This is a genomic window from Actinokineospora sp. HUAS TT18, from assembly GCF_051364635.1.
In the GTDB taxonomy this organism is placed as follows: Bacteria; Actinomycetota; Actinomycetes; order Mycobacteriales; family Pseudonocardiaceae; genus Actinokineospora.
Genome location: NZ_CP195645.1, coordinates 1,057,933 through 1,074,430, shown reverse-complemented (window position 1 = coordinate 1,074,430; position 16,498 = coordinate 1,057,933). Strand labels below are relative to the sequence as shown.

Sequence of the window (16,498 nt, the reverse complement as noted above, 5' to 3'; positions counted from 1 at the left end):
CGGTCAACCTACCCGGATTGGCTTACCAACGAAAGGTCTGTTTCGTAGGTAAGCATGGTTCCTAGTTGGATAACTGCAACCTGGGTTGGAGGTTGCATAACTGATCGGATAGGGTTGGATCATGCAGCCAACGGTGGACGGAAACGCGTTGTGCGGGTTCAGCCGGTGCCGAAACCCGCTCCCCCCGCCCGGGCCGCGCGGTGGACGGCCCTACGAGTTCTGCCCCGAGCGCGCCTGGCCGGGAAACGCCACCTGCAAGCAACTGGCCGCCGCCGAGAACTCCCTACGCGCCGCTCTCGGCGTCGAGTCCGGAACGCTCGCGCTGGGTGGGGTCGCCGCGGAGGTCCGCGACCACGTCGACCGGATCCTGGGACCCGCCGAGGCGCTCAAAGCCGTGTTGGAACAGGTGGTCACCCGGCTCGACGGGGAGGTGGCCGCCGCGATGGCGGCCGTCGACGCGGCCGAGAACGCGACCGCGCAGGACCGGGGGCTGCGTGAACGCGCCGAACGGCAGGCCGCCGACGCCCAAGCCGCCGCTGCCGAGTCGGCGGCGCTGACCGCCGAACACGGGGCCGCGCGGGCGGCGGCCGAACACGCCCGCGACGAGGCGCTGGCTCGCACGAAGGCCGCCGAGCTCAAACAGGCCCGCGCCGAGTCCCGTCGCGACGCCGAGCACGAACGGGCCGAACTCGCCGAGCACCGCGCCCGTGAAGCCGCCCACCGCGAACACCAGGCGACCGAGGTCGCCGCGCTCGCCCGGCAGGAGGTCGCGGCACTGCGCGCCGAACTCGCCGGGCTCGAACAGCGAATCGTGGACGAGCGGTCGAACGGGGCCCGCGCACTGGAACGCGCCGAGTCCGAGATCGCCACCGCCCGGACCGAACTGGCCACCTGCCGCGCGGAAGCCGCCCAAGCCGCCGAACGCCACAACGCCGACGCCGCACGGGCCGCTGACAAGCACCGCGCCGAGCTCGACCGGGCGCTGGAGCGGGCCGACCACCGGCTCACCGCGGCGTCGGACACCCATCAGGCGGCCATGGCCAAGCTGCACCAGGAACTCGGAGCCGCCAGGCACCGCGCCGAGCGGGCCGAGACCGAGGCGGCCGCCCTGCGGCAATCCACCCGGACGCTCACCGACGACCCGCGGCGAGCCGCCGACCCCGACAACCCGGCTGACCGAGGTTCTGGCGCGAGTCATCCAAAAGCGGATTGAGCCAATCCTCGACCTCGACGCCCACGGGTGGCGAGAATCGCGCCGCCAGACGCGCCTACCCGCGACCAATGCCCGAGATCGTCGAGCCGCACGGCACCCAGTTCGGTCAGGTGTCGACTCGACTTCAGATTGTGACCAGCGGAATTACACGAACAGCCCGTTCGATGCGGGCATGCCGAAACTCCGAGCAGCATCCCTCTGCGTCGCGATCACGCTGGCGGTGACCGTGGTGGCGCAGGGCGGCCACCCCGCCACCGCGGCGACTCCCACCACGCAGAACTTCGACGGCCTCGCCGCACAACTTCAGCCCTCGCTCGACGAGAACATCGCCGACAGCACCCTGGGCTGGACCCGCGCCACCCCGCAGGGGTGGACCATCACGACCAAGTCCCAGATGCCCGACGGGATGCGGGAGTGGCGCGGCTGGACCTTCACCACCATGCCGTTCTGGACCGCCGCCGACGGACAGGACCGCGCCGGCTTCACCCGGGCGAGCGGGGTCCTCGCCGTCGCCGACCCCGACGAGTGGGACGACCGCGGCACCCCCACCACGACCTCCACGTTCGACTCCACGCTGACCAGCGCGCCGATCCCGATCGCGGCCGGACAGCAGACCCTCCACATCGGGTTCGCCAGCCACTACCGGCAGGAGGGCAACCAGAAAGCCGAAGCGGTCGTCCACTTCAGCGGACCCGGCCAGACCGGCCTGGCCACCACGTTCCTCACCTACGGCCCCGGATCACCGGACGCGCAGAACACCTACATCAGGCGCGGTGTCGCGGTGCCCCCCGGCATGACCAGCGCGACCCTGGCCTGGCGGCTCTACGACGCCGGGAACAACTGGTACTGGGCCATCGACGACGTCAAGACCGCCGACCAGCCGTTCTACGCCCCGCCCGTGCCGGTCCCCAACCCGGTGGCCGCGCCCACCCTGGCCAACGGCGTGAGCACCGACAAGCTGCTCGTCATCGGCATCGACGGACTGCGCTGGGACAAGATCTCCCCGGCCGACGCGCCCAATCTGCGGAGCCTGATCGACGGTGGGCTCTTCGGCACCAGCCTGCTGCCGACCAGCCCGATGGCGGGCACCTGGTCCGGGCCGGGCTGGTCCACCATCGCCTCGGGCGTCTGGCCGGACAAGCACGGCGTGAAGGACAATTCGTTCTCCGGCAAGAACTACGGCACCTACCCGGACTTCCTGACCCGCATGGAACAGGCCCGCCCAAGTCTGTCCACCTACGCCGCGGTGGACTGGGCGCCCCTGGGCAGCCACGGCACATTCGGCGCCGCCATCGACGGCCGCGTCGTCCTCAACGGCGACAGCGGCGGCTGGACGGCCGAGGACGCCCGAGTCGCCGAGGTCACCGCCCGCGTGCTGCGCGACCAGAACCCCGACGCCGCGTTCGCCTACCTCGGTGAAGTGGACATCGCCGGACACAACTCCGGGGCGAGCAGCCAGGCGTACACGACCGCGCTCGCCCGCGTCGACGACCACGTCGGCACCATGCTCGGCGCCATCGCCGCGCGCGCGAACCGGGCGGGCGAGCGGTGGCTCGTGCTCGTCGCCACCGACCACGGGCACCTCGACTGCTGCGGCCACGGCGGGTCGAGCATCCGGGAGCGGGAGACCTTCGTGTTGGCCAACGGCCATGGGGTCGCGGCCGGGCAACGCCCGATCGACACCCGCCAGACCGACATCGCGGTGACCGCCCTGGATCACCTGAACGTCACCGTCGACAAGACGTGGGGCCTCGACGGCCGCAGCCTGCTCGCCCCGCGCGGCGACGACTTCGACGCCGCCTACGGCGCGCTGTCGACCCGTGTCAACGAGAGCGGGATCCCCGCCACGGTCAAGGGGTTCACCCACACCGGGGTGAACGGGTGGACCATCGACACCTCGGCGATGCCCGCGGGCGGCGTGGCCGAATGGCGGGGCTGGGCGCTGACCACCGACGAGTTCTGGACCAGGGCCGAGGCCGACCAGTGGCGTGAACTCGGTGTCCGCGGCCGCGGGGTGATCGCGGTGGCCGACTCCGACGAGTGGAGCGACATCACCACCGGCGCGGGCAGCTTCGACTCGTCGCTCACCTCGCCGCCGTATGACGTCACCGGCCGCGGCGGAGTCTCACTCACCTACACGACGCACTACCGCCAGGAAGGCGCCCAGAAGGGCGACGTGCTCGTGTCGTTCGACGGCGGGCCGTTCACCGCGGTCAAGTCCTACCGGTCCGACGCCATCGCCAAGGACGAGGACCTCTCCCTCGCCGTGCCCGCGGGCGCGACTTCGATGCGGGTGCGGTTCCGCATGTACGACGCGGCCAACAACTGGTACTGGATGGTCGACGGGGTGAAGGTCACGCCGCGCACGGTCACCGGTATCAAGGCCCGCGCGAACGGCAAGTACGTGACCGCGGGAGCTTCCCCGCTGATCGCGAGCCAGACCGCGGTCGGCACGCCGGAGAGGTTCGCCGTGGTCGACCTGGGCAACGGCGACATCGCGTTGCACGCCCTGGTCAACGGGATGCTCGTGACCGCGGAGACCGCCGGTGCCGCCGCGCTGGTCGCCAACCGGACCGCGATCGGCCCGTGGGAGCGGTTCGAGCTGATCGGCAACTCCGACGGAACGGTGAGTCTCAAGGCGCGGGTGAACGGCAAGTACGTGACCGCGGAGAACGCGGGCGCGTCCCCGCTGATCGCCAACCGGGACGCGATCGGCTTGTGGGAGAAGTTCGACCTGGTCGGATGACAGATCGGTGGCCCCGCCGTCCGGCGGGGCCACAACTAGATGCCGAACGGTGTGGCGTAGCGGACGGTGCCACTGGGCAGCGGATCATCGGCGAGGGCCAACGCCATCAGCGCGTCGTCCGGGACCTCGATGGACAGCTTGATCCTGTGCTCGGAGGCGCGGGTGAATCCGAACCTGGGGTAGTAGGTCGGATGGCCCAGCACGACGACGAACCGCTCCCCCAGGTCCGCGGCGGTGTCGAGCGCGGCGCGCACGGCCGCCGAACCCGCCCCCGTCCGCTGGTGGTCGGGGGCGACCGCGCACGGGGCCAGGCACAGGGCCTCGGTGTCCCCGATGTGGCAGCGGGTCAGCAGGGCGTACCCCACGACAGTGCCCTCGGCGTCGGTGGCGACGATCGACAGCTCCTTGATCCACGAGGGATCGGTGCGCAGCCAGTCGACCAGGTCGGCCTCCTCGTCGGTGTCGAACGCGGCACGCACGACGGCGCGGATGGCGGGGATGTCGCTGTCGGTCTCGGCGCGGGTGATCCAGTGGGTGCTCATGGCTCCGTTCCGGTCGGCCTGCTGTCGAGGTAGGAGACCAGACTCGCCCAGTCCATCGCCACCGCGCCGACGGTGTCCGCGGCGCCCGAGTGCGGTTCCGGGACTGGGCCGACCGACACGACACCGGCGGCGGCGCGGACGGCCGGGGTGTCGTCGACGACCCTGATGTGGACTTTCTTCCACGGTGGCCTGCGGGTTCGGGCCGCGATGCCGGTGACGTCGTCGGGTACCTCGGTTCCCTCGTGGTCGAGCACCCGTACGCGCAGTTCGACCCCGCACGTGTCCCCTGTGGCGCCGACCACCCGCGGCAGGTGCACCCGCCCTCGGCTGTCGCGGTGTGCCAAGACCTGACCGACGCCCAGCGTCGGCGTGTGCACTCGTCGGCGGCGGACCGCGCGCCGTGCGGGCTGGGGGCCTTCCAGCGGCGCGCGGACCTTCCCCAGGGCCGCGCTGAGCCCGCCGTGGATCGACGTGGTCGAGGCCAGCGCGAGTACGACCACCACCTGGTCGTCGTCGAACTCGCGCAGGACGTCGGTGGCGGTGTCGTCGGAGAACAGGGCTGGTCCGTCGGTCCCCATGGGAGGCAGCCTAGGTGGCGATGACGACGGTCGCCTCGACCTCCGCCGATGTCGCCGTGCGCGGGGAAAGTCCGTGTTCGGTGCACGCCGCGGCGGTGGCGGGGGCCTGGTGGGCGCTGGTCTCGATCAGCAGGGACCCGCCGGGGGCCAGCCAGTCGCGGGCGCCCGCGATGACGCGGCGCTGGACGGCCAGGCCGTCGGCGCCGCCGTCGAGGGCGACGAGTGGTTCGTGCAGTCGCGCCTCGGGCGGCATCAGGCCGATGGCGGCGGTCGGCACGTAAGGCGCGTTGGCGACCAGGATGTCCACCCGGCCGCGCAGGTCCGAAGGCAGCGCGGCGTAGAGGTCGCCCTCGTGGACGTGGCCGGGGACGTTGCGGCGGGCGCAGCGAACCGCGGCCGGGTCGATGTCGGCGGCGTGCACCCGCGCGTCGACGGCGGCGTGGACGGCGGCGGCGACCGCGCCCGTGCCGCAGCACAGGTCGACCACGACCGCGCCCGGGCGGGTCAGGGCGATGGCCTGCGCGGCGAGGAACTCGGTGCGGCGGCGCGGGACGAACACGCCCGGGTCGACCGCGACGCGCAGGCCCGCGAACTCGGCCCAGCCGAGCACCTGTTCCAGCGGGTGCCCGGCGACGCGCCGGGTGACCATGGCGGACAGGTGGGCGGGATCGGAGGCGGCGGCGACGAGCAGCGCGGCCTCGTCCTCGGCGAACACGCAGCCCGCCGCGCGGAGGGTGTCGATGATGGGGACCATGGGTGAGCGCCTCTCGGGGGGATCCGGCGGGCGCTCCGGCGGTCAGTGAACCGCGGTACCGGTGGAGGGGAGCGCCCGGTCTGACCTAGCGGTCATGGGTTCCCACCTCCTCGGGTCGTGTCGCGGACAGGGCGAACGCTACCAAAGTCGCCCATGATCTAGTCTCGGGACACGTGACGACGACGACCAAGGTGGCCGGGCGGGCGAGCACGCTGTGGGTGTTCCGCGTGCTGGTGACCCTGCAGTTCATCCAGCTCGCGATGCAGCCGATCCTCGCCGGGATGTTCCTCAACGGCCAGTACAGCGCGCTGGGCATGCACTCCTCCAGCGGCGGGATCATGATGGTGACCGGCGTCCTGCAGCTGGTCGCCGCGGTGCTGCTGTGGCGGCCGGGTCGGATCGCGGGCTGGCCCATCGGCGCCTCCGCCGCGCTCCTGGTCGCCGAGTTGGTGCAGCTGACCGCCGGGCACTCGCGGGCGATGGCGCTGCACCTGCCCCTGGGCGTGGCGCTCGTGGTCGCCTCCGTGCTGTTCACCGGGTGGGCGTGGCGCAAGCGCGTCGGGAGCCCGTCGTGAACTTCACCCGCAGGCAGGCGTTGCGGTTCGGCGGCGGGGTGGCCCTGGTGGGGGTCGCCGGTGGGCTCGGGCTGTTCGCCTCGACCCCCGGCGCGCAGACCGGGACGCTGCTGACGAGCCAGGTGCCGCTGCCCGAGCGGTTCCGGCAGCCGCTGCGGCTGCCGAACGTGGCGAAGATGGTCGACGGGCGGGTCGAGCTGGTGCAGCGCGCGGCCGACGTGGAGATCCTTCCCGGGCGGCGCACCAGGATCCTCGGCTACGACGGCACGTTCCCCGGGCCGACGATCAAGGCCCGCTCCGGTGAGCAGCTGGAAGTGCACGTGCGGTCGGAGCTGTCGGTGGCCACCGTGGTGCACCTGCACGGCGGGATCACCCCGCCCGACAGCGACGGCTACCCGACCGACCTGATCCTGCCGACCGGTGGGCTCAAGCGGCACACGATGGCGGGCAAGACCGTCGTCGGGGAACGCACCTACACCTATCCGCTGCGGCAGCCCGCCGCGACGCTCTGGTACCACGACCACGCGATGGACTTCACCGGCCCGAACGTCTACGCCGGGCTCGCCGGGTTCTTCGTCGTCGGCGACTCCGTCGACGACAACCTGCCGCTGCCGCGCGACGAGCGCGACATCCCGCTGGTGATCGCCGACCGCGCCTTCGACGGCGACGCCCAGTTCCGCTACCCGGCGCTGTCGCCCACCCAGGAACACGCCGGTGTCCGCGACGACTTCCTCGGCGGTGTCCTCGGCGACGTCATCCTCGTCAACGGTGTCCCGTGGCCCACGCACGACGTGTCGACCGCGAAGTATCGGCTGCGGCTGCTCAACGGCTCCAACGCGCGCCGCTACCAGCTGACCCTCGACCCGCCGCCCCCGTCCGGCAACGCGTTCACCCGCATCGGCAGCGACGTCGGCCTGCTCGACAAGCCCCTGGGCACCGACGAGATCACCCTGGCCCCCGCCGAACGCGCCGAGGTGGTCGTCGACTTCGCAGGCTACCCCGTCGGCACCCAGGTCACCGTGCGCAACGCGCTGGGCGGCGACGGCACCGCCGAGGTCATGCGCTTCGTCGTCGCCCGCACGGCCACCGACGACACGAAGATCCCCGACACGCTGGCCACGCTCGAACCCCTCGACCGAGCGCAGGCCGCCACCACCCGCGACTTCCACTTCCAACTCAACCGCGCCCCCGCGGGCGACCCGCACACCGGGCCGCACTCACCGGACCACCGGTGGACGATCAACGGGAAGAGCTTCGCCGCCGACGCCGACATCGCCACCCCGCGGCTCGGCGACGTCGAGATCTGGCGGTTCCTCACTGACGTGCACCACCCCGTGCACGTCCATCTCGCCCACTTCCAGGTGCTGTCCCGCAACAACCGCACCCCGCCGCAGAAGGATCTCGGGATGAAGGACACCGTGGACCTGCGGCCCGGCGAGGCGTGCGAGGTGATCACCCGGTTCACCGGGTTCAAGGGCCGCTACGTCATGCACTGCCACAACCTCGAACACGAGGACATGGCCATGATGGCCAACTTCACCGTCACCTGAGGAGCGAGCGGGAGGTTGGTTCCAGGCGCAGGTGCTCGACCCGTTCCGACAGGTCGACACCCGCGCCGAACGTCACCACCACATGCTCACCGAGACGGACCGGCAGCCGCGGGAAGGTGTTCTCGGCGTACTCGGTGATCGCCACAGCGAAGAACGGCTCAGCCAACGCCTTCTCCAGCACGTCATCGGACACCGGCGCGTCGAAATAGTGGACAGTGACGGTGATCGGCAGGCCCACCGGCCCGGCCGGGAACCCGCGCGACGGCCGCAGCAGCAGCACGTTGTCCGAGTCGACCATCGTGGCGTTGGCCTGATCGCGGTGCGCCTGCCACACCGGCCCGAAGTAGAACGCCGTCAACGCCTCACGCCGCGCGGTCATGTCGGTGAACCCGCGCAGCCACACGAACCGGTCCGGATCGTCCATGTCGCGGAACAACCCCGGCAGCGTCATCCCCACCGCGAGCTGAGCGTCGACGAACTCGCGTTCGAACAACGTGATCAGCTCGTCGCGCTTGCCGGGGTGCAGCGTGTACTGGCGCAACTCAAGGACCGTCATGGCCCGAACCTACGAGCGATCCCTGACAGCCGCTGTCAGGGATGGGTCTCCAACGGCTCCAGATCCTGCATCAAAGTCGGGCGGCGCATCCACACCCCGTGCGGGCGCGCCAGCAGCGACTCCAACGGCTCCGGCTTGCCGAGGTGGAAACCCTGCGCGACCCGGACACCCAGCCGCGACAACGCCTCCACCTGCGTCGAACGCTCCACCCACTCCGCCACCACCGACAGGCCCAGACCGCGGGCGATGTCGACGATGCCCTGCACCAGCACCGTGTCGCGGCTGCCGTAGTCGATGCCGTGGATGAACTCGCCGTCGATCTTCAACCCGGTGATCGGCAGCTCCTTCAAATGCACGAACGAGCCGAACCCGGAACCGAAGTCGTCCAGCGTGATCCGGCAGCCACTGGCCCGCAGCTGCTGGGCAAGGCTGCGCGCGGCGTCGAGGTTGGTGACCGCGGCGGTCTCGGTGATCTCGAACCCGAGGCGGCCGGGCGCGACGCCTGCGGCGGTCAGCCGGTCGAGGACGAAATCGCCGAAGTCCTCATCCTCCAGGGTGCGGCCCGAGACGTTGACGTTGAACCGCAGCCCCGGATACGGGTGCTCCACCAGCGTCTGGATCGCCTTGTCGGCCACCCACCGGTCGATCTCGAACACCAGGTCGCTGCGCTCGGCCGCGAGCAGGAACTCACCCGGACCCAGGTGCGGCTCCTTGCCGTCCTCCAGGCGCAGCAGCAGCTCGTGGCCGATCACCCGGCCGCTGCCGAGCTTCACCATCGGCATCGCGTGCAGCACGAACCCGCCGTGCTTGAGCGCCGCGCGGACCCGCTCGATCACCGTCACCCGCATCTGGGTGTCCTGGTAATGGCCCGGCTCGTAGACCGTGGCGCGGTTGCGGCCCGCCGCCTTCGACGCGTAGAGCGCCATGTCGGCGTTGGCCAGCACCTCCTGCCACGACACACCCGAGTCGAACGTCGCCACCCCGATGCTGACGGTGATGCGGCTGGCGCCCGCGACCCCGGTCATCGGGATCGCGGCGATGGCGTTGCGCAGCCGGTCGGCCACCGCCAGCGCCTCCCGCTCGTCGGTGTCGGCCAGCACCGCGGCGAACTCGTCGCCCGAGAGCCTGCCCAGCACCTGCCCGCCGCCGATGCGGTCGCGCAGCAGCGACGCCAGCGTGCACATGACCTTGTCGCCCGTGGGATGGCCGTGCAGGTCGTTGACGTCCTTGAAGTGGTCCAGGTCCAGCAGCAGGAACGCCCCACGCACCCCGAGGGCGAGCTGGCGCTCCAACTCGCGGGTCAGCGCGCGCCGGTTCGGCAGGCCCGTCAGCGGGTCCTCGTCGACCAGGCGCAGCAGTTCCTCCTGGTGCACCGCCGCCGAGTCCAGCTCCCGCGTGCGCCAGCGCGTCACGTCGACCGCCCGGTACAGCAGGCCGTCGTCGGTGGCCGTGCAGCGCACCTCCAGCCACCGGTAGCCGCCGTCGACCCCGGGCAGCGGCATCATCACGTCGTTGTCGCTGGGATGGTCGGGCGCACCGGACAGCAGCGCGGGCAGCGAACGCCCGACGCTCTGCGCCTCGGTGAGCCCGAGCAGGGCGGCCATCGCGGGGTTGACCCAGCGCACCGTGCCCGCGCGGTCGGTCAGCGCGAACGCGGTGTCCGTGGCGGACAAGATCTCCGCGGGGGCGGTCTCGTGGTCCGTCACCCGGTCTCCCTCACCCGTTCTTGTGGGGACATGCGCACGAAGCGTAGTGGACCGGACAACCTCAGCGCAGGCGCTCGAGGCCCTTGGCGCTGATCTTGATCGCTTCGGCGAGTCCGCGCAGCTCAGCGGCCGTGGCCCCGTCCTGGGCCGCGGTGGCCACGTCCTCGGCGGCGCACCTCAGTTGGAAAAGTCGATCTTGCAGGTCGGCGAGTTCCGCCGCCGACAGCACGACCGCGTCCTCGGGCAGCCCGCCGCGCTGCACCGCGGCGCGCCGCTCATAGGCGCGCTGCCTGCACGATTGGGCGCAGTACCGGCGTGGCCTGCCCGCGCGCGGGTCGCCGGGCAGCTGCCTGCCGCACCAGCCACAGTGCCGGGGTTCGTCGCGTCTGCGGACCACGTCCACCGGTTGGGTAACCACCGCCATACCGCTGGACGCTATCTGGACACCCTGAGTGCACCGACACGCCACGCCGGTTTGGGCGCTCGGTGCGACACTCGTGGCGTGCACTCCGACCATGGTTTCTTCACCGGCCCCTACCCGCGGGCCTTCGTCCACCGCGGCTGGCACTACGACGAGCTCGACGGCATGGAGAACTCGCTGGCCGCGTTCAAGCGCGCCATCGCCGAGGGCTACCGCTACGTCGAGACCGACGTCCACGCCACCAGCGACGGCGTCGTCGTGGTGCACCACGACGAGCTGCTCGACCGCACCACCGACGCGACCGGCGCGGTGGCGCTGCTGCCGTGGCAGACGGTCAGCCAGGCCAAGATCGGCGGCCGGGAACCGGTCTGCCGCATCGAGGACCTGCTGGAGGAGCTGCCTGAGGCGCTGGTCAACATCGACCTGAAGTCCGACGCCGCCGTGGAGCCGATGCTGGCGGTGCTGCGACGGATGAACGCCTTCGACCGGGTGTGCCTGGCCTCGTTCTCCGAGGCGCGGATGAAGCGTGCCCGCAGGCAGGGCGGCCCGGCGGTGCTGACGTCGATGGGGATGCGGGCGATGGCCGGGTTCTGGGCGTCGGCGAAGCTGCCGCAGGTGATGGCGCGCAAGTCGGCGCGGCCGCTGGTGTGCCAGGTGCCGGTCAAGCAGGGTCGGCTGACCGTGGTCGACAAGCGGCTGGTCGCCGTGGCGCGCCACCGCGGCGCCGAGGTGCACGTGTGGACGATCGACGAGGCCGCGCAGATCAACGAGCTGCTGGACCTGGGGGTGGACGGGATCATGACCGACCGGCCGCAGGTGCTCAAGGACGTGATGATCTCGCGGGGTGTCTGGGCCCACGCCTGAGAAAACCGACCGCCCGGTATTTTCTGCTACCGTGGTCGGCATGACGATCCCGGCGACGGCGAAGGGCGAGGCGACGCGCGCGTATCTGCTGCGCACCGCCGCGCGGATGTTCGCCGAGCACGGCTACGCCGGGACCACCCAGAGCGACCTGATCGCCGCCTCCGGGCTGACCAAGGGCGCGTTCTACTTCTACTTCAAGTCCAAGCTCGACCTGGCGCTGGCGGTGGTCGCCGAGCAGGAGGACCGCTGGCTGGCCCACATCACCGAGCGCGTGCTGGCCGAGCCGTCGGCGGTGGCGCAGCTGCGCGCGGTCGTGCCGGCGCTGCTCGACCTGTTCGCCACCGCGCCCGACGCGTGGGTCGTGATGCGGCTGTGCAAGGAGTTCGCCGCGAACCCCGACCTGCCGGAGATCAGCAAGCCGATGGCGTCGTGGGTGACCCTGGTCGCCGACATCATCCGCCGCGGGCAGGCCGAGGGCGACCTGCGGGAGGACATCGAGCCCGAGGCCGTCGCCGAGGTGCTGGTCGCCGCGTTCGACGGACTCAAGTCGCTGGCCGACGTCCTGGATTTCGCCAATGACCCCGATCGGTTCGCCGCCCGCGCCACCACGCTGATGACACTGGCCGAACGCGCCCTGCTCCGCTGAACCCCGCTCGATCACCCGATGGCACCCGCATGAACACAAAACAAACCGCTCGGTCGGTTTTTCACAGGAGGAGATCCATGGACGGACAGACCGCCCTCATCACCGGCGCGTCGGCGGGCATCGGCGCGGGCTACGCCCGCGACTTCGCCGCGCGGGGCGCCGATCTGATCCTCGTCGCCCGCCGCGAGGACAAACTGGAGGAGTTGGCCGCCGAGCTGCGCGCCGCGCACGGTCGCAAGGTGGACGTGCTGGCCGCCGACCTGGCTGTCGACGGCGCCGCGCGGGACCTGGTCGCCCGGGTCGAGGCGCTGGGGCGGACCGTGGACGTCCTGGTCAACAACGCCGGGATCGGCACCCAGGGTCTCGTCGCCGACACCGACGCCGACCGGCTCATCGCCCAGGTGCGGCTCAACTGCGTCGCCGTGGTCGACCTGACCAGGCGGCTGCTCCCGGGGATGATCGAGCGCGGCCGCGGCACGGTGATCAACGTGGCCAGCGGCGCCGCGTTCCAGCCCCTGCCGTACCTGGCCGTCTACGCCGCGACGAAGGCGTTCGTCCTGTCGTTCAGCGAGGCGCTGTGGGCCGAGGCGCGTCCGGCGGGGGTGAAGGTGATCGCGGTGTGCCCGGGGGCGACGCGGACGGAGTTCTTCGAGGCCAACGGCACCGAGGTCGTCACCGCCAGCGGGATGCGCACCCCGGAGCAGGTCGTGAAGACCACCCGCGCGGGCCTGCGCCGCGGCAAGCCCAGTGTCGTCGACGGCACCGCCAATGCCCTGCTCGCCCTACTCCCCCGCCTGCTGCCGCGCCGCGCGTCGATCGCCATCGCCCAGCGCGTCGCCCGCCCGTCCAAGTCGCCCGCGCCCGTCGCCTAGAAGGAGTTCACCCCATGACCACGCTCATCACCGGCGCGTCCAGCGGCATCGGCGCCGACTACGCCCGCGCGTTCGCCGCCCAAGGCGCCGACCTGATCCTCGTCGCGCGCCGCGAGGACAAACTGGAGGAACTGGCCGCCGAGCTGCGCGCCAAGCACGGCCGTGCGGTCGACGTCCTGGCCGCCGACCTGTCGCTGCCCGACGCCGGTCGTGACCTGGCCGCGCGCGTCGAGGCACTCGGGCGGACGGTGGACGTCCTGGTCAACAACGCGGGCTTCGGCACCCACGGCGCGCTCGCCGCGGCCGACCCCGACCGGCTCGTCGAGCAGATCCAGCTCAACTGCGTGGCCGTGGTCGACCTGACCCGCCGGTTCCTGCCGGGCATGATCGCGCGCGGCAACGGCAGCGTGATCAACGTCGCCAGCACCGCGGCGTTCCAGCCGCTGCCCAACATGGCCGTCTATGGGGCGACCAAGGCGTTCGTGTTGTCGTTCAGCGAGGCACTGTGGGCCGAGACGCGGCAGGCGGGCGTGAAGGTGATCGCGGTGTGCCCGGGGGCGACGGAGACACCGTTCTTCGAGGTCGTCGGCACCGACGACGCCTCGGTCGGCCCACGCCGCACCACCGAACAGGTCGTGGCCACCACCCTGCGCGGCCTGCACCGCGGCGCGCCCAGCGTCATCGACGGCGCGGCGAACTCGGTGCTGGCCCGGCTGACCCGGTTCACCCCGAAGCGGCTGCTGATCGCCATGGCCGGTCGGGCGGTGGCGCCCAAAGGCGCTTGACCTCCAGTGCGGTGGAGGTGATGCCATAGCGGCATGACCACAACCCCCACGCCGGACTGGGGTGTCGAGGACTTGGACCTCGACAGCTACCTCGCACGCATCGACCACCCGCGAGTGGCACCCACGCTGGAGGCGCTGCGCACTCTGCACAGCGCCCACGTGCGGGCCATCCCGTTCGAGAACATCACCGTCCTGCTCGACGGCACCCCCGACATCAGCGTCAAGGCGGTGGCGGACAAACTCGTCGGACAACGGCGGGGCGGCTACTGCTTCGAACACGCCACCCTGTTCGCCGCGGCCGCCGAGCGACTCGGGTACACGATCCGGCGCAGGCTCGCCCGCGTCTCACCCCACCGCGGCGGACCCCGCACCCACATGATGCTGGTCGCCACCCTGGACGACACCGACGGCGCGGGCAGTATGGACTACCTCGTGGACGTCGGCTGGGGCGCGCAGATGTGGCAGCCGATGCCGCTGGTCGACGGCGCCGAGGTCGACCAGGCGGGCTGGCCGCGCAGGCTCACCCCGACCGAGCTGGGGTGGACGCTGTGGGTCCGCGAGGACGGCGAGTGGGTGCCCGACCACGAGTTCGAGGACCTGCCGATGCAGCCGGTCGACTTCGAGATCGGCAACCACTACGCCGCGACCGGCGCGAAGTCACCGTTTCCCGGCAAGCTGATCGTCAAGCAGCTCGAACCCGGCATCAGCAGGCGCCTGATCGGTGACGAGCTGACGGTCGTGCACGCCGACGGCCGCACGACCAGCACCCCGTTCGGCCTCGACCAGCTCGGCGAGATCCTGCCCGGGTTCGGCATCGAACTGGACCAGGAGCAGCTCGCCGCGCTGCGGGCGAAACTGGGCTGACCTGTGGGCTGGGTGGACCCGGGGGCCACCCAGCCCACAGGCGCGCGGCAAAGCATCGAGGCCCCCCACCTCCCTGCCCCGCAACGCGCCCGGCGCCTCAGCCCGCCAGTGGCTTGCCGGTCTCCAGCAGCGACTTGAGGTCGCTGAGGACCCACGGCCAGCCGCCGCCGCCCTGGTTCGGGTCGGCGTCGCCGCCCGCGACCATCGCGGCGAGGCCGGGGGCGCCGGTCAGGTCGTGGATCAGGGTGAGCGAGCAGTAGCCGCCCTGCAGTTCTGCGATCTCGTGGGTCAGGGTGGTGAAGCCCTCTTCGGCCATGGTCGGATCCATCAGCATCCGCCACGTCGTCACCAGCTTGCGTGGTGCGTCGGCCTCGATGACCTCGCCGTCGATGATCAGCTCGGGCACGCCGTAGCCGTTGGCCTCGGCCGAGCGGCGCATCTCCTCCGACGAGCGGATCTTCAGCGCGCCGCCCGGCTTCAGGTCGACGTCGACCAGGCCGGTGTAGCCGTAGCGCTCGGTCCACTCGGGCTTGGTGATCGCGTCCCAGATCGCCTCGGGGGTGGCCTTGATGTAGACCTTGTAGACCTGCGTGGTGGTGCTCATGACTCGTCCTCCAGCTGCTTCTTGAGCTCGATGAGCGCGGTGACATGGCGCTCGTCGGTGTACTTGTCGATCCACCGGTCGTGGATCAGTCGGATGGGCACCGGGTTGAGGAAGTGCAACTTCTCCCGCCCGGACCGGCGTGTGACGACCAGGCCCGCCTCCTCGAGGACCTTCAGGTGCTTCATGACGCCGAAGCGCGTCATCTCCTGATCGGCCTCCAGCTCCCCCAACGTCTGTCCGTCCCGCGCGAACAGCTTGTCGAGCAACAGGCGGCGGGTCGGATCGGCAAGCGCCTTGAAGACCCGGTCGTCGTTCACCACACCAGGATAGGTGACTAAATGGTCACATGTCCAGTCGTGTTCGACGGCCGGGTTGCCTGCAGGAGATTCAGCGACGCGGCGCCACGCCTTCCCAGGCCGCGCGCCAGGTCTTCGGGCCGAGCTTGCCCGAGTCGTTGATGCCGTTGGCGCGCTGCAGATCCAGCACGGCGCGCTGGGTCTCGGCGTAGTAGCAGCCGGTGCCCTGGAAGTCGTAGCCGTAGACGTTCATCCGCAGCTGCCACGCGCGCAGCGACGGGTCGCAGTCGCCGAACACGTAGACCTTCCCGGGCCACGCGGGGGTGTTGGTGCTGGGCGGGGCCGACGAACCGCCGCCGATGTAGGCGGACTCGGCGTAGGTGGGGATCCGCTTGCTGCGGGCGTCGCGGTCGGGGACGAGGCCGACCATGCCCGCGCACTCCCACGGCTGCCAGCCGCGCATCCGGTACAGGTACAGCGCCCGGTAATCCTGCTCAGCCGGACTCGCCTGGTGCGGGTAGCCGGAGCCGCCGACACTGCGCCACGTGGCCAGGTCGAACTGGTAGGCGCCGTAGTAGCCGCTGCCGGTGTTGACGGTGTAGCGGCCGCTGGACTCGCACATCCGCAGCTTGCCCCAGTCGCCCGCGGGCGGGTCGGCGGCGGCCGATCCCCCGGTGAGCGCGGCGGCGGCGCCGATGGTGACGACGAGCAGGACCAGCCTGGAGACCACTCTGAGAACGCTCTTACCAGCCATGACAGAGGACGGTAAGCCCGAATCCCACCCGCCACAACCGCAACAGCCAACACAACAGCATCACACGTCACCCGCGCGGGTGGGTTCGCGACACGCCGATCGGGGGACAAACGATCAGGGCTGTGACGGGCTGGATCAATGTTTGGACTCGGCCACACCCTCGGCGTGGCCG

At 71.2% G+C, this 16,498-nt stretch carries 18 protein-coding genes; 9 read left to right on the top strand and 9 right to left on the bottom strand.

What is annotated here, in order from left to right; translation table 11 throughout:
• Positions 1-121: 121 nt before the first annotated feature.
• Positions 122-1,213: a hypothetical protein gene (locus ACSHT8_RS04740; RefSeq protein WP_436498046.1), complete on the top strand. Its 1,092-nt coding sequence runs from the start codon at positions 122-124 to the stop codon at positions 1,211-1,213.
• A 172-nt stretch (positions 1,214-1,385) separates the two neighbouring features.
• Positions 1,386-3,959: an alkaline phosphatase family protein gene (locus ACSHT8_RS04735; RefSeq protein WP_436498044.1), complete on the top strand. Its 2,574-nt coding sequence runs from the start codon at positions 1,386-1,388 to the stop codon at positions 3,957-3,959.
• A 35-nt stretch (positions 3,960-3,994) separates the two neighbouring features.
• On the opposite strand, the gene ACSHT8_RS04730 is transcribed toward ACSHT8_RS04735, so the two are convergent.
• Genes ACSHT8_RS04730 through ACSHT8_RS04720 form a run of 3 tightly spaced genes read right to left on the bottom strand, consistent with a single transcriptional unit; the run spans position 3,995 to position 5,833 of the window.
• Entirely contained in the window at positions 3,995-4,501 is a 507-nt protein-coding gene (locus ACSHT8_RS04730) for a GNAT family N-acetyltransferase (RefSeq protein WP_436498042.1), read from the bottom strand.
• The gene (locus ACSHT8_RS04725) at positions 4,498-5,079 is read right to left on the bottom strand and encodes a hypothetical protein (protein WP_436498041.1); all 582 of its coding nucleotides are present in this window, start codon (positions 5,077-5,079) and stop codon (positions 4,498-4,500) included. The genes ACSHT8_RS04730 and ACSHT8_RS04725 overlap by 4 nt, the downstream gene beginning before the upstream one ends.
• Positions 5,080-5,089: 10 nt before the next feature.
• Entirely contained in the window at positions 5,090-5,833 is a 744-nt protein-coding gene (locus tag ACSHT8_RS04720; RefSeq protein WP_436498039.1) for a putative protein N(5)-glutamine methyltransferase, read from the bottom strand.
• 173 nt (positions 5,834-6,006) lie between these two features.
• On the opposite strand from ACSHT8_RS04720, the gene ACSHT8_RS04715 reads away from it, so the two are divergent.
• Together ACSHT8_RS04715 and ACSHT8_RS04710 are read left to right on the top strand one after the other, a co-directional pair.
• The gene (locus ACSHT8_RS04715; RefSeq protein ID WP_436498037.1) at positions 6,007-6,408 is read left to right on the top strand and encodes a hypothetical protein; all 402 of its coding nucleotides are present in this window, start codon (positions 6,007-6,009) and stop codon (positions 6,406-6,408) included.
• Positions 6,405-7,958 (top strand): multicopper oxidase family protein, encoded by a 1,554-nt coding sequence (locus ACSHT8_RS04710; RefSeq protein ID WP_436498035.1) that lies wholly within the window; start codon positions 6,405-6,407, stop codon positions 7,956-7,958. The genes ACSHT8_RS04715 and ACSHT8_RS04710 overlap by 4 nt, the downstream gene beginning before the upstream one ends.
• Here the strand turns inward: ACSHT8_RS04710 and ACSHT8_RS04705 are convergent.
• The 3 genes from ACSHT8_RS04705 to ACSHT8_RS04695 form a co-directional block, all read right to left on the bottom strand.
• A complete protein-coding gene (locus ACSHT8_RS04705; protein WP_436498033.1) occupies positions 7,951-8,514 on the bottom strand; it encodes an NIPSNAP family protein in 564 nt (187 codons plus the stop codon). The two genes, ACSHT8_RS04710 and ACSHT8_RS04705, sit on opposite strands and share 8 nt — an antisense overlap.
• Before the next feature lie 35 nt (positions 8,515-8,549).
• Positions 8,550-10,220 (bottom strand): putative bifunctional diguanylate cyclase/phosphodiesterase, encoded by a 1,671-nt coding sequence (locus ACSHT8_RS04700; RefSeq protein WP_436498031.1) that lies wholly within the window; start codon positions 10,218-10,220, stop codon positions 8,550-8,552.
• Positions 10,221-10,281: 61 nt separating this feature from the next.
• Positions 10,282-10,644, bottom strand: a complete 363-nt coding sequence (locus tag ACSHT8_RS04695; protein WP_436498029.1) for a hypothetical protein — start codon at positions 10,642-10,644, stop codon at positions 10,282-10,284.
• Positions 10,645-10,722: 78 nt separating this feature from the next.
• On the opposite strand from ACSHT8_RS04695, the gene ACSHT8_RS04690 reads away from it, so the two are divergent.
• From ACSHT8_RS04690 to ACSHT8_RS04670, 5 genes are all read left to right on the top strand, one after another.
• Positions 10,723-11,505 (top strand): glycerophosphodiester phosphodiesterase family protein, encoded by a 783-nt coding sequence (locus ACSHT8_RS04690; RefSeq protein ID WP_436498027.1) that lies wholly within the window; start codon positions 10,723-10,725, stop codon positions 11,503-11,505.
• 40 nt (positions 11,506-11,545) lie between these two features.
• A complete protein-coding gene (locus tag ACSHT8_RS04685) occupies positions 11,546-12,151 on the top strand; it encodes a TetR family transcriptional regulator (RefSeq protein ID WP_436498025.1) in 606 nt (201 codons plus the stop codon).
• Between the two features lie 77 nt (positions 12,152-12,228).
• A complete protein-coding gene (locus ACSHT8_RS04680) occupies positions 12,229-13,023 on the top strand; it encodes an SDR family NAD(P)-dependent oxidoreductase (RefSeq protein WP_436498023.1) in 795 nt (264 codons plus the stop codon).
• Positions 13,024-13,037: 14 nt separating this feature from the next.
• On the top strand, positions 13,038-13,808 hold the full coding sequence (locus tag ACSHT8_RS04675) for an SDR family NAD(P)-dependent oxidoreductase (RefSeq protein WP_436498021.1): 771 nt from the start codon (positions 13,038-13,040) through the stop codon (positions 13,806-13,808).
• A gap of 33 nt (positions 13,809-13,841) precedes the next feature.
• Positions 13,842-14,672 carry an arylamine N-acetyltransferase family protein gene (locus ACSHT8_RS04670; protein WP_436498019.1) on the top strand — a complete coding sequence of 277 codons (831 nt, stop codon included), beginning with the start codon at positions 13,842-13,844 and terminating at the stop codon, positions 14,670-14,672.
• 97 nt (positions 14,673-14,769) lie between these two features.
• Here the strand turns inward: ACSHT8_RS04670 and ACSHT8_RS04665 are convergent, their stop codons facing one another.
• From ACSHT8_RS04665 to ACSHT8_RS04655, 3 genes are all read right to left on the bottom strand, one after another.
• On the bottom strand, positions 14,770-15,276 hold the full coding sequence (locus tag ACSHT8_RS04665; RefSeq protein WP_436498017.1) for an SRPBCC family protein: 507 nt from the start codon (positions 15,274-15,276) through the stop codon (positions 14,770-14,772).
• Entirely contained in the window at positions 15,273-15,596 is a 324-nt protein-coding gene (locus ACSHT8_RS04660; protein ID WP_436498015.1) for an ArsR/SmtB family transcription factor, read from the bottom strand. The genes ACSHT8_RS04665 and ACSHT8_RS04660 overlap by 4 nt, the downstream gene beginning before the upstream one ends.
• A gap of 67 nt (positions 15,597-15,663) precedes the next feature.
• The gene (locus ACSHT8_RS04655) at positions 15,664-16,326 is read right to left on the bottom strand and encodes a transglycosylase family protein (RefSeq protein ID WP_436498013.1); all 663 of its coding nucleotides are present in this window, start codon (positions 16,324-16,326) and stop codon (positions 15,664-15,666) included.
• Positions 16,327-16,498 lie beyond the last annotated feature (172 nt).

Bases quoted from the DNA above. Each gene is read 5' to 3' on its own strand.
- ACSHT8_RS04655 (WP_436498013.1), bottom strand. From the start codon at position 16,326: ATGGCTGGTAAGAGCGTTCTCAGAGTGGTCTCCAGGCTGGTCCTGCTC.
- ACSHT8_RS04670 (WP_436498019.1), top strand. From the start codon at position 13,842: ATGACCACAACCCCCACGCCGGACTGGGGTGTCGAGGACTTGGACCTC.
- ACSHT8_RS04725 (WP_436498041.1), bottom strand. From the start codon at position 5,079: ATGGGGACCGACGGACCAGCCCTGTTCTCCGACGACACCGCCACCGAC.
- ACSHT8_RS04705 (WP_436498033.1), bottom strand. From the start codon at position 8,514: ATGACGGTCCTTGAGTTGCGCCAGTACACGCTGCACCCCGGCAAGCGC.
- ACSHT8_RS04720 (WP_436498039.1), bottom strand. From the start codon at position 5,833: ATGGTCCCCATCATCGACACCCTCCGCGCGGCGGGCTGCGTGTTCGCC.
- ACSHT8_RS04740 (WP_436498046.1), top strand. From the start codon at position 122: ATGCAGCCAACGGTGGACGGAAACGCGTTGTGCGGGTTCAGCCGGTGC.
- ACSHT8_RS04685 (WP_436498025.1), top strand. From the start codon at position 11,546: ATGACGATCCCGGCGACGGCGAAGGGCGAGGCGACGCGCGCGTATCTG.
- ACSHT8_RS04675 (WP_436498021.1), top strand. From the start codon at position 13,038: ATGACCACGCTCATCACCGGCGCGTCCAGCGGCATCGGCGCCGACTAC.
- ACSHT8_RS04730 (WP_436498042.1), bottom strand. From the start codon at position 4,501: ATGAGCACCCACTGGATCACCCGCGCCGAGACCGACAGCGACATCCCC.
- ACSHT8_RS04735 (WP_436498044.1), top strand. From the start codon at position 1,386: ATGCCGAAACTCCGAGCAGCATCCCTCTGCGTCGCGATCACGCTGGCG.
- ACSHT8_RS04695 (WP_436498029.1), bottom strand. From the start codon at position 10,644: ATGGCGGTGGTTACCCAACCGGTGGACGTGGTCCGCAGACGCGACGAA.
- ACSHT8_RS04665 (WP_436498017.1), bottom strand. From the start codon at position 15,276: ATGAGCACCACCACGCAGGTCTACAAGGTCTACATCAAGGCCACCCCC.
- ACSHT8_RS04680 (WP_436498023.1), top strand. From the start codon at position 12,229: ATGGACGGACAGACCGCCCTCATCACCGGCGCGTCGGCGGGCATCGGC.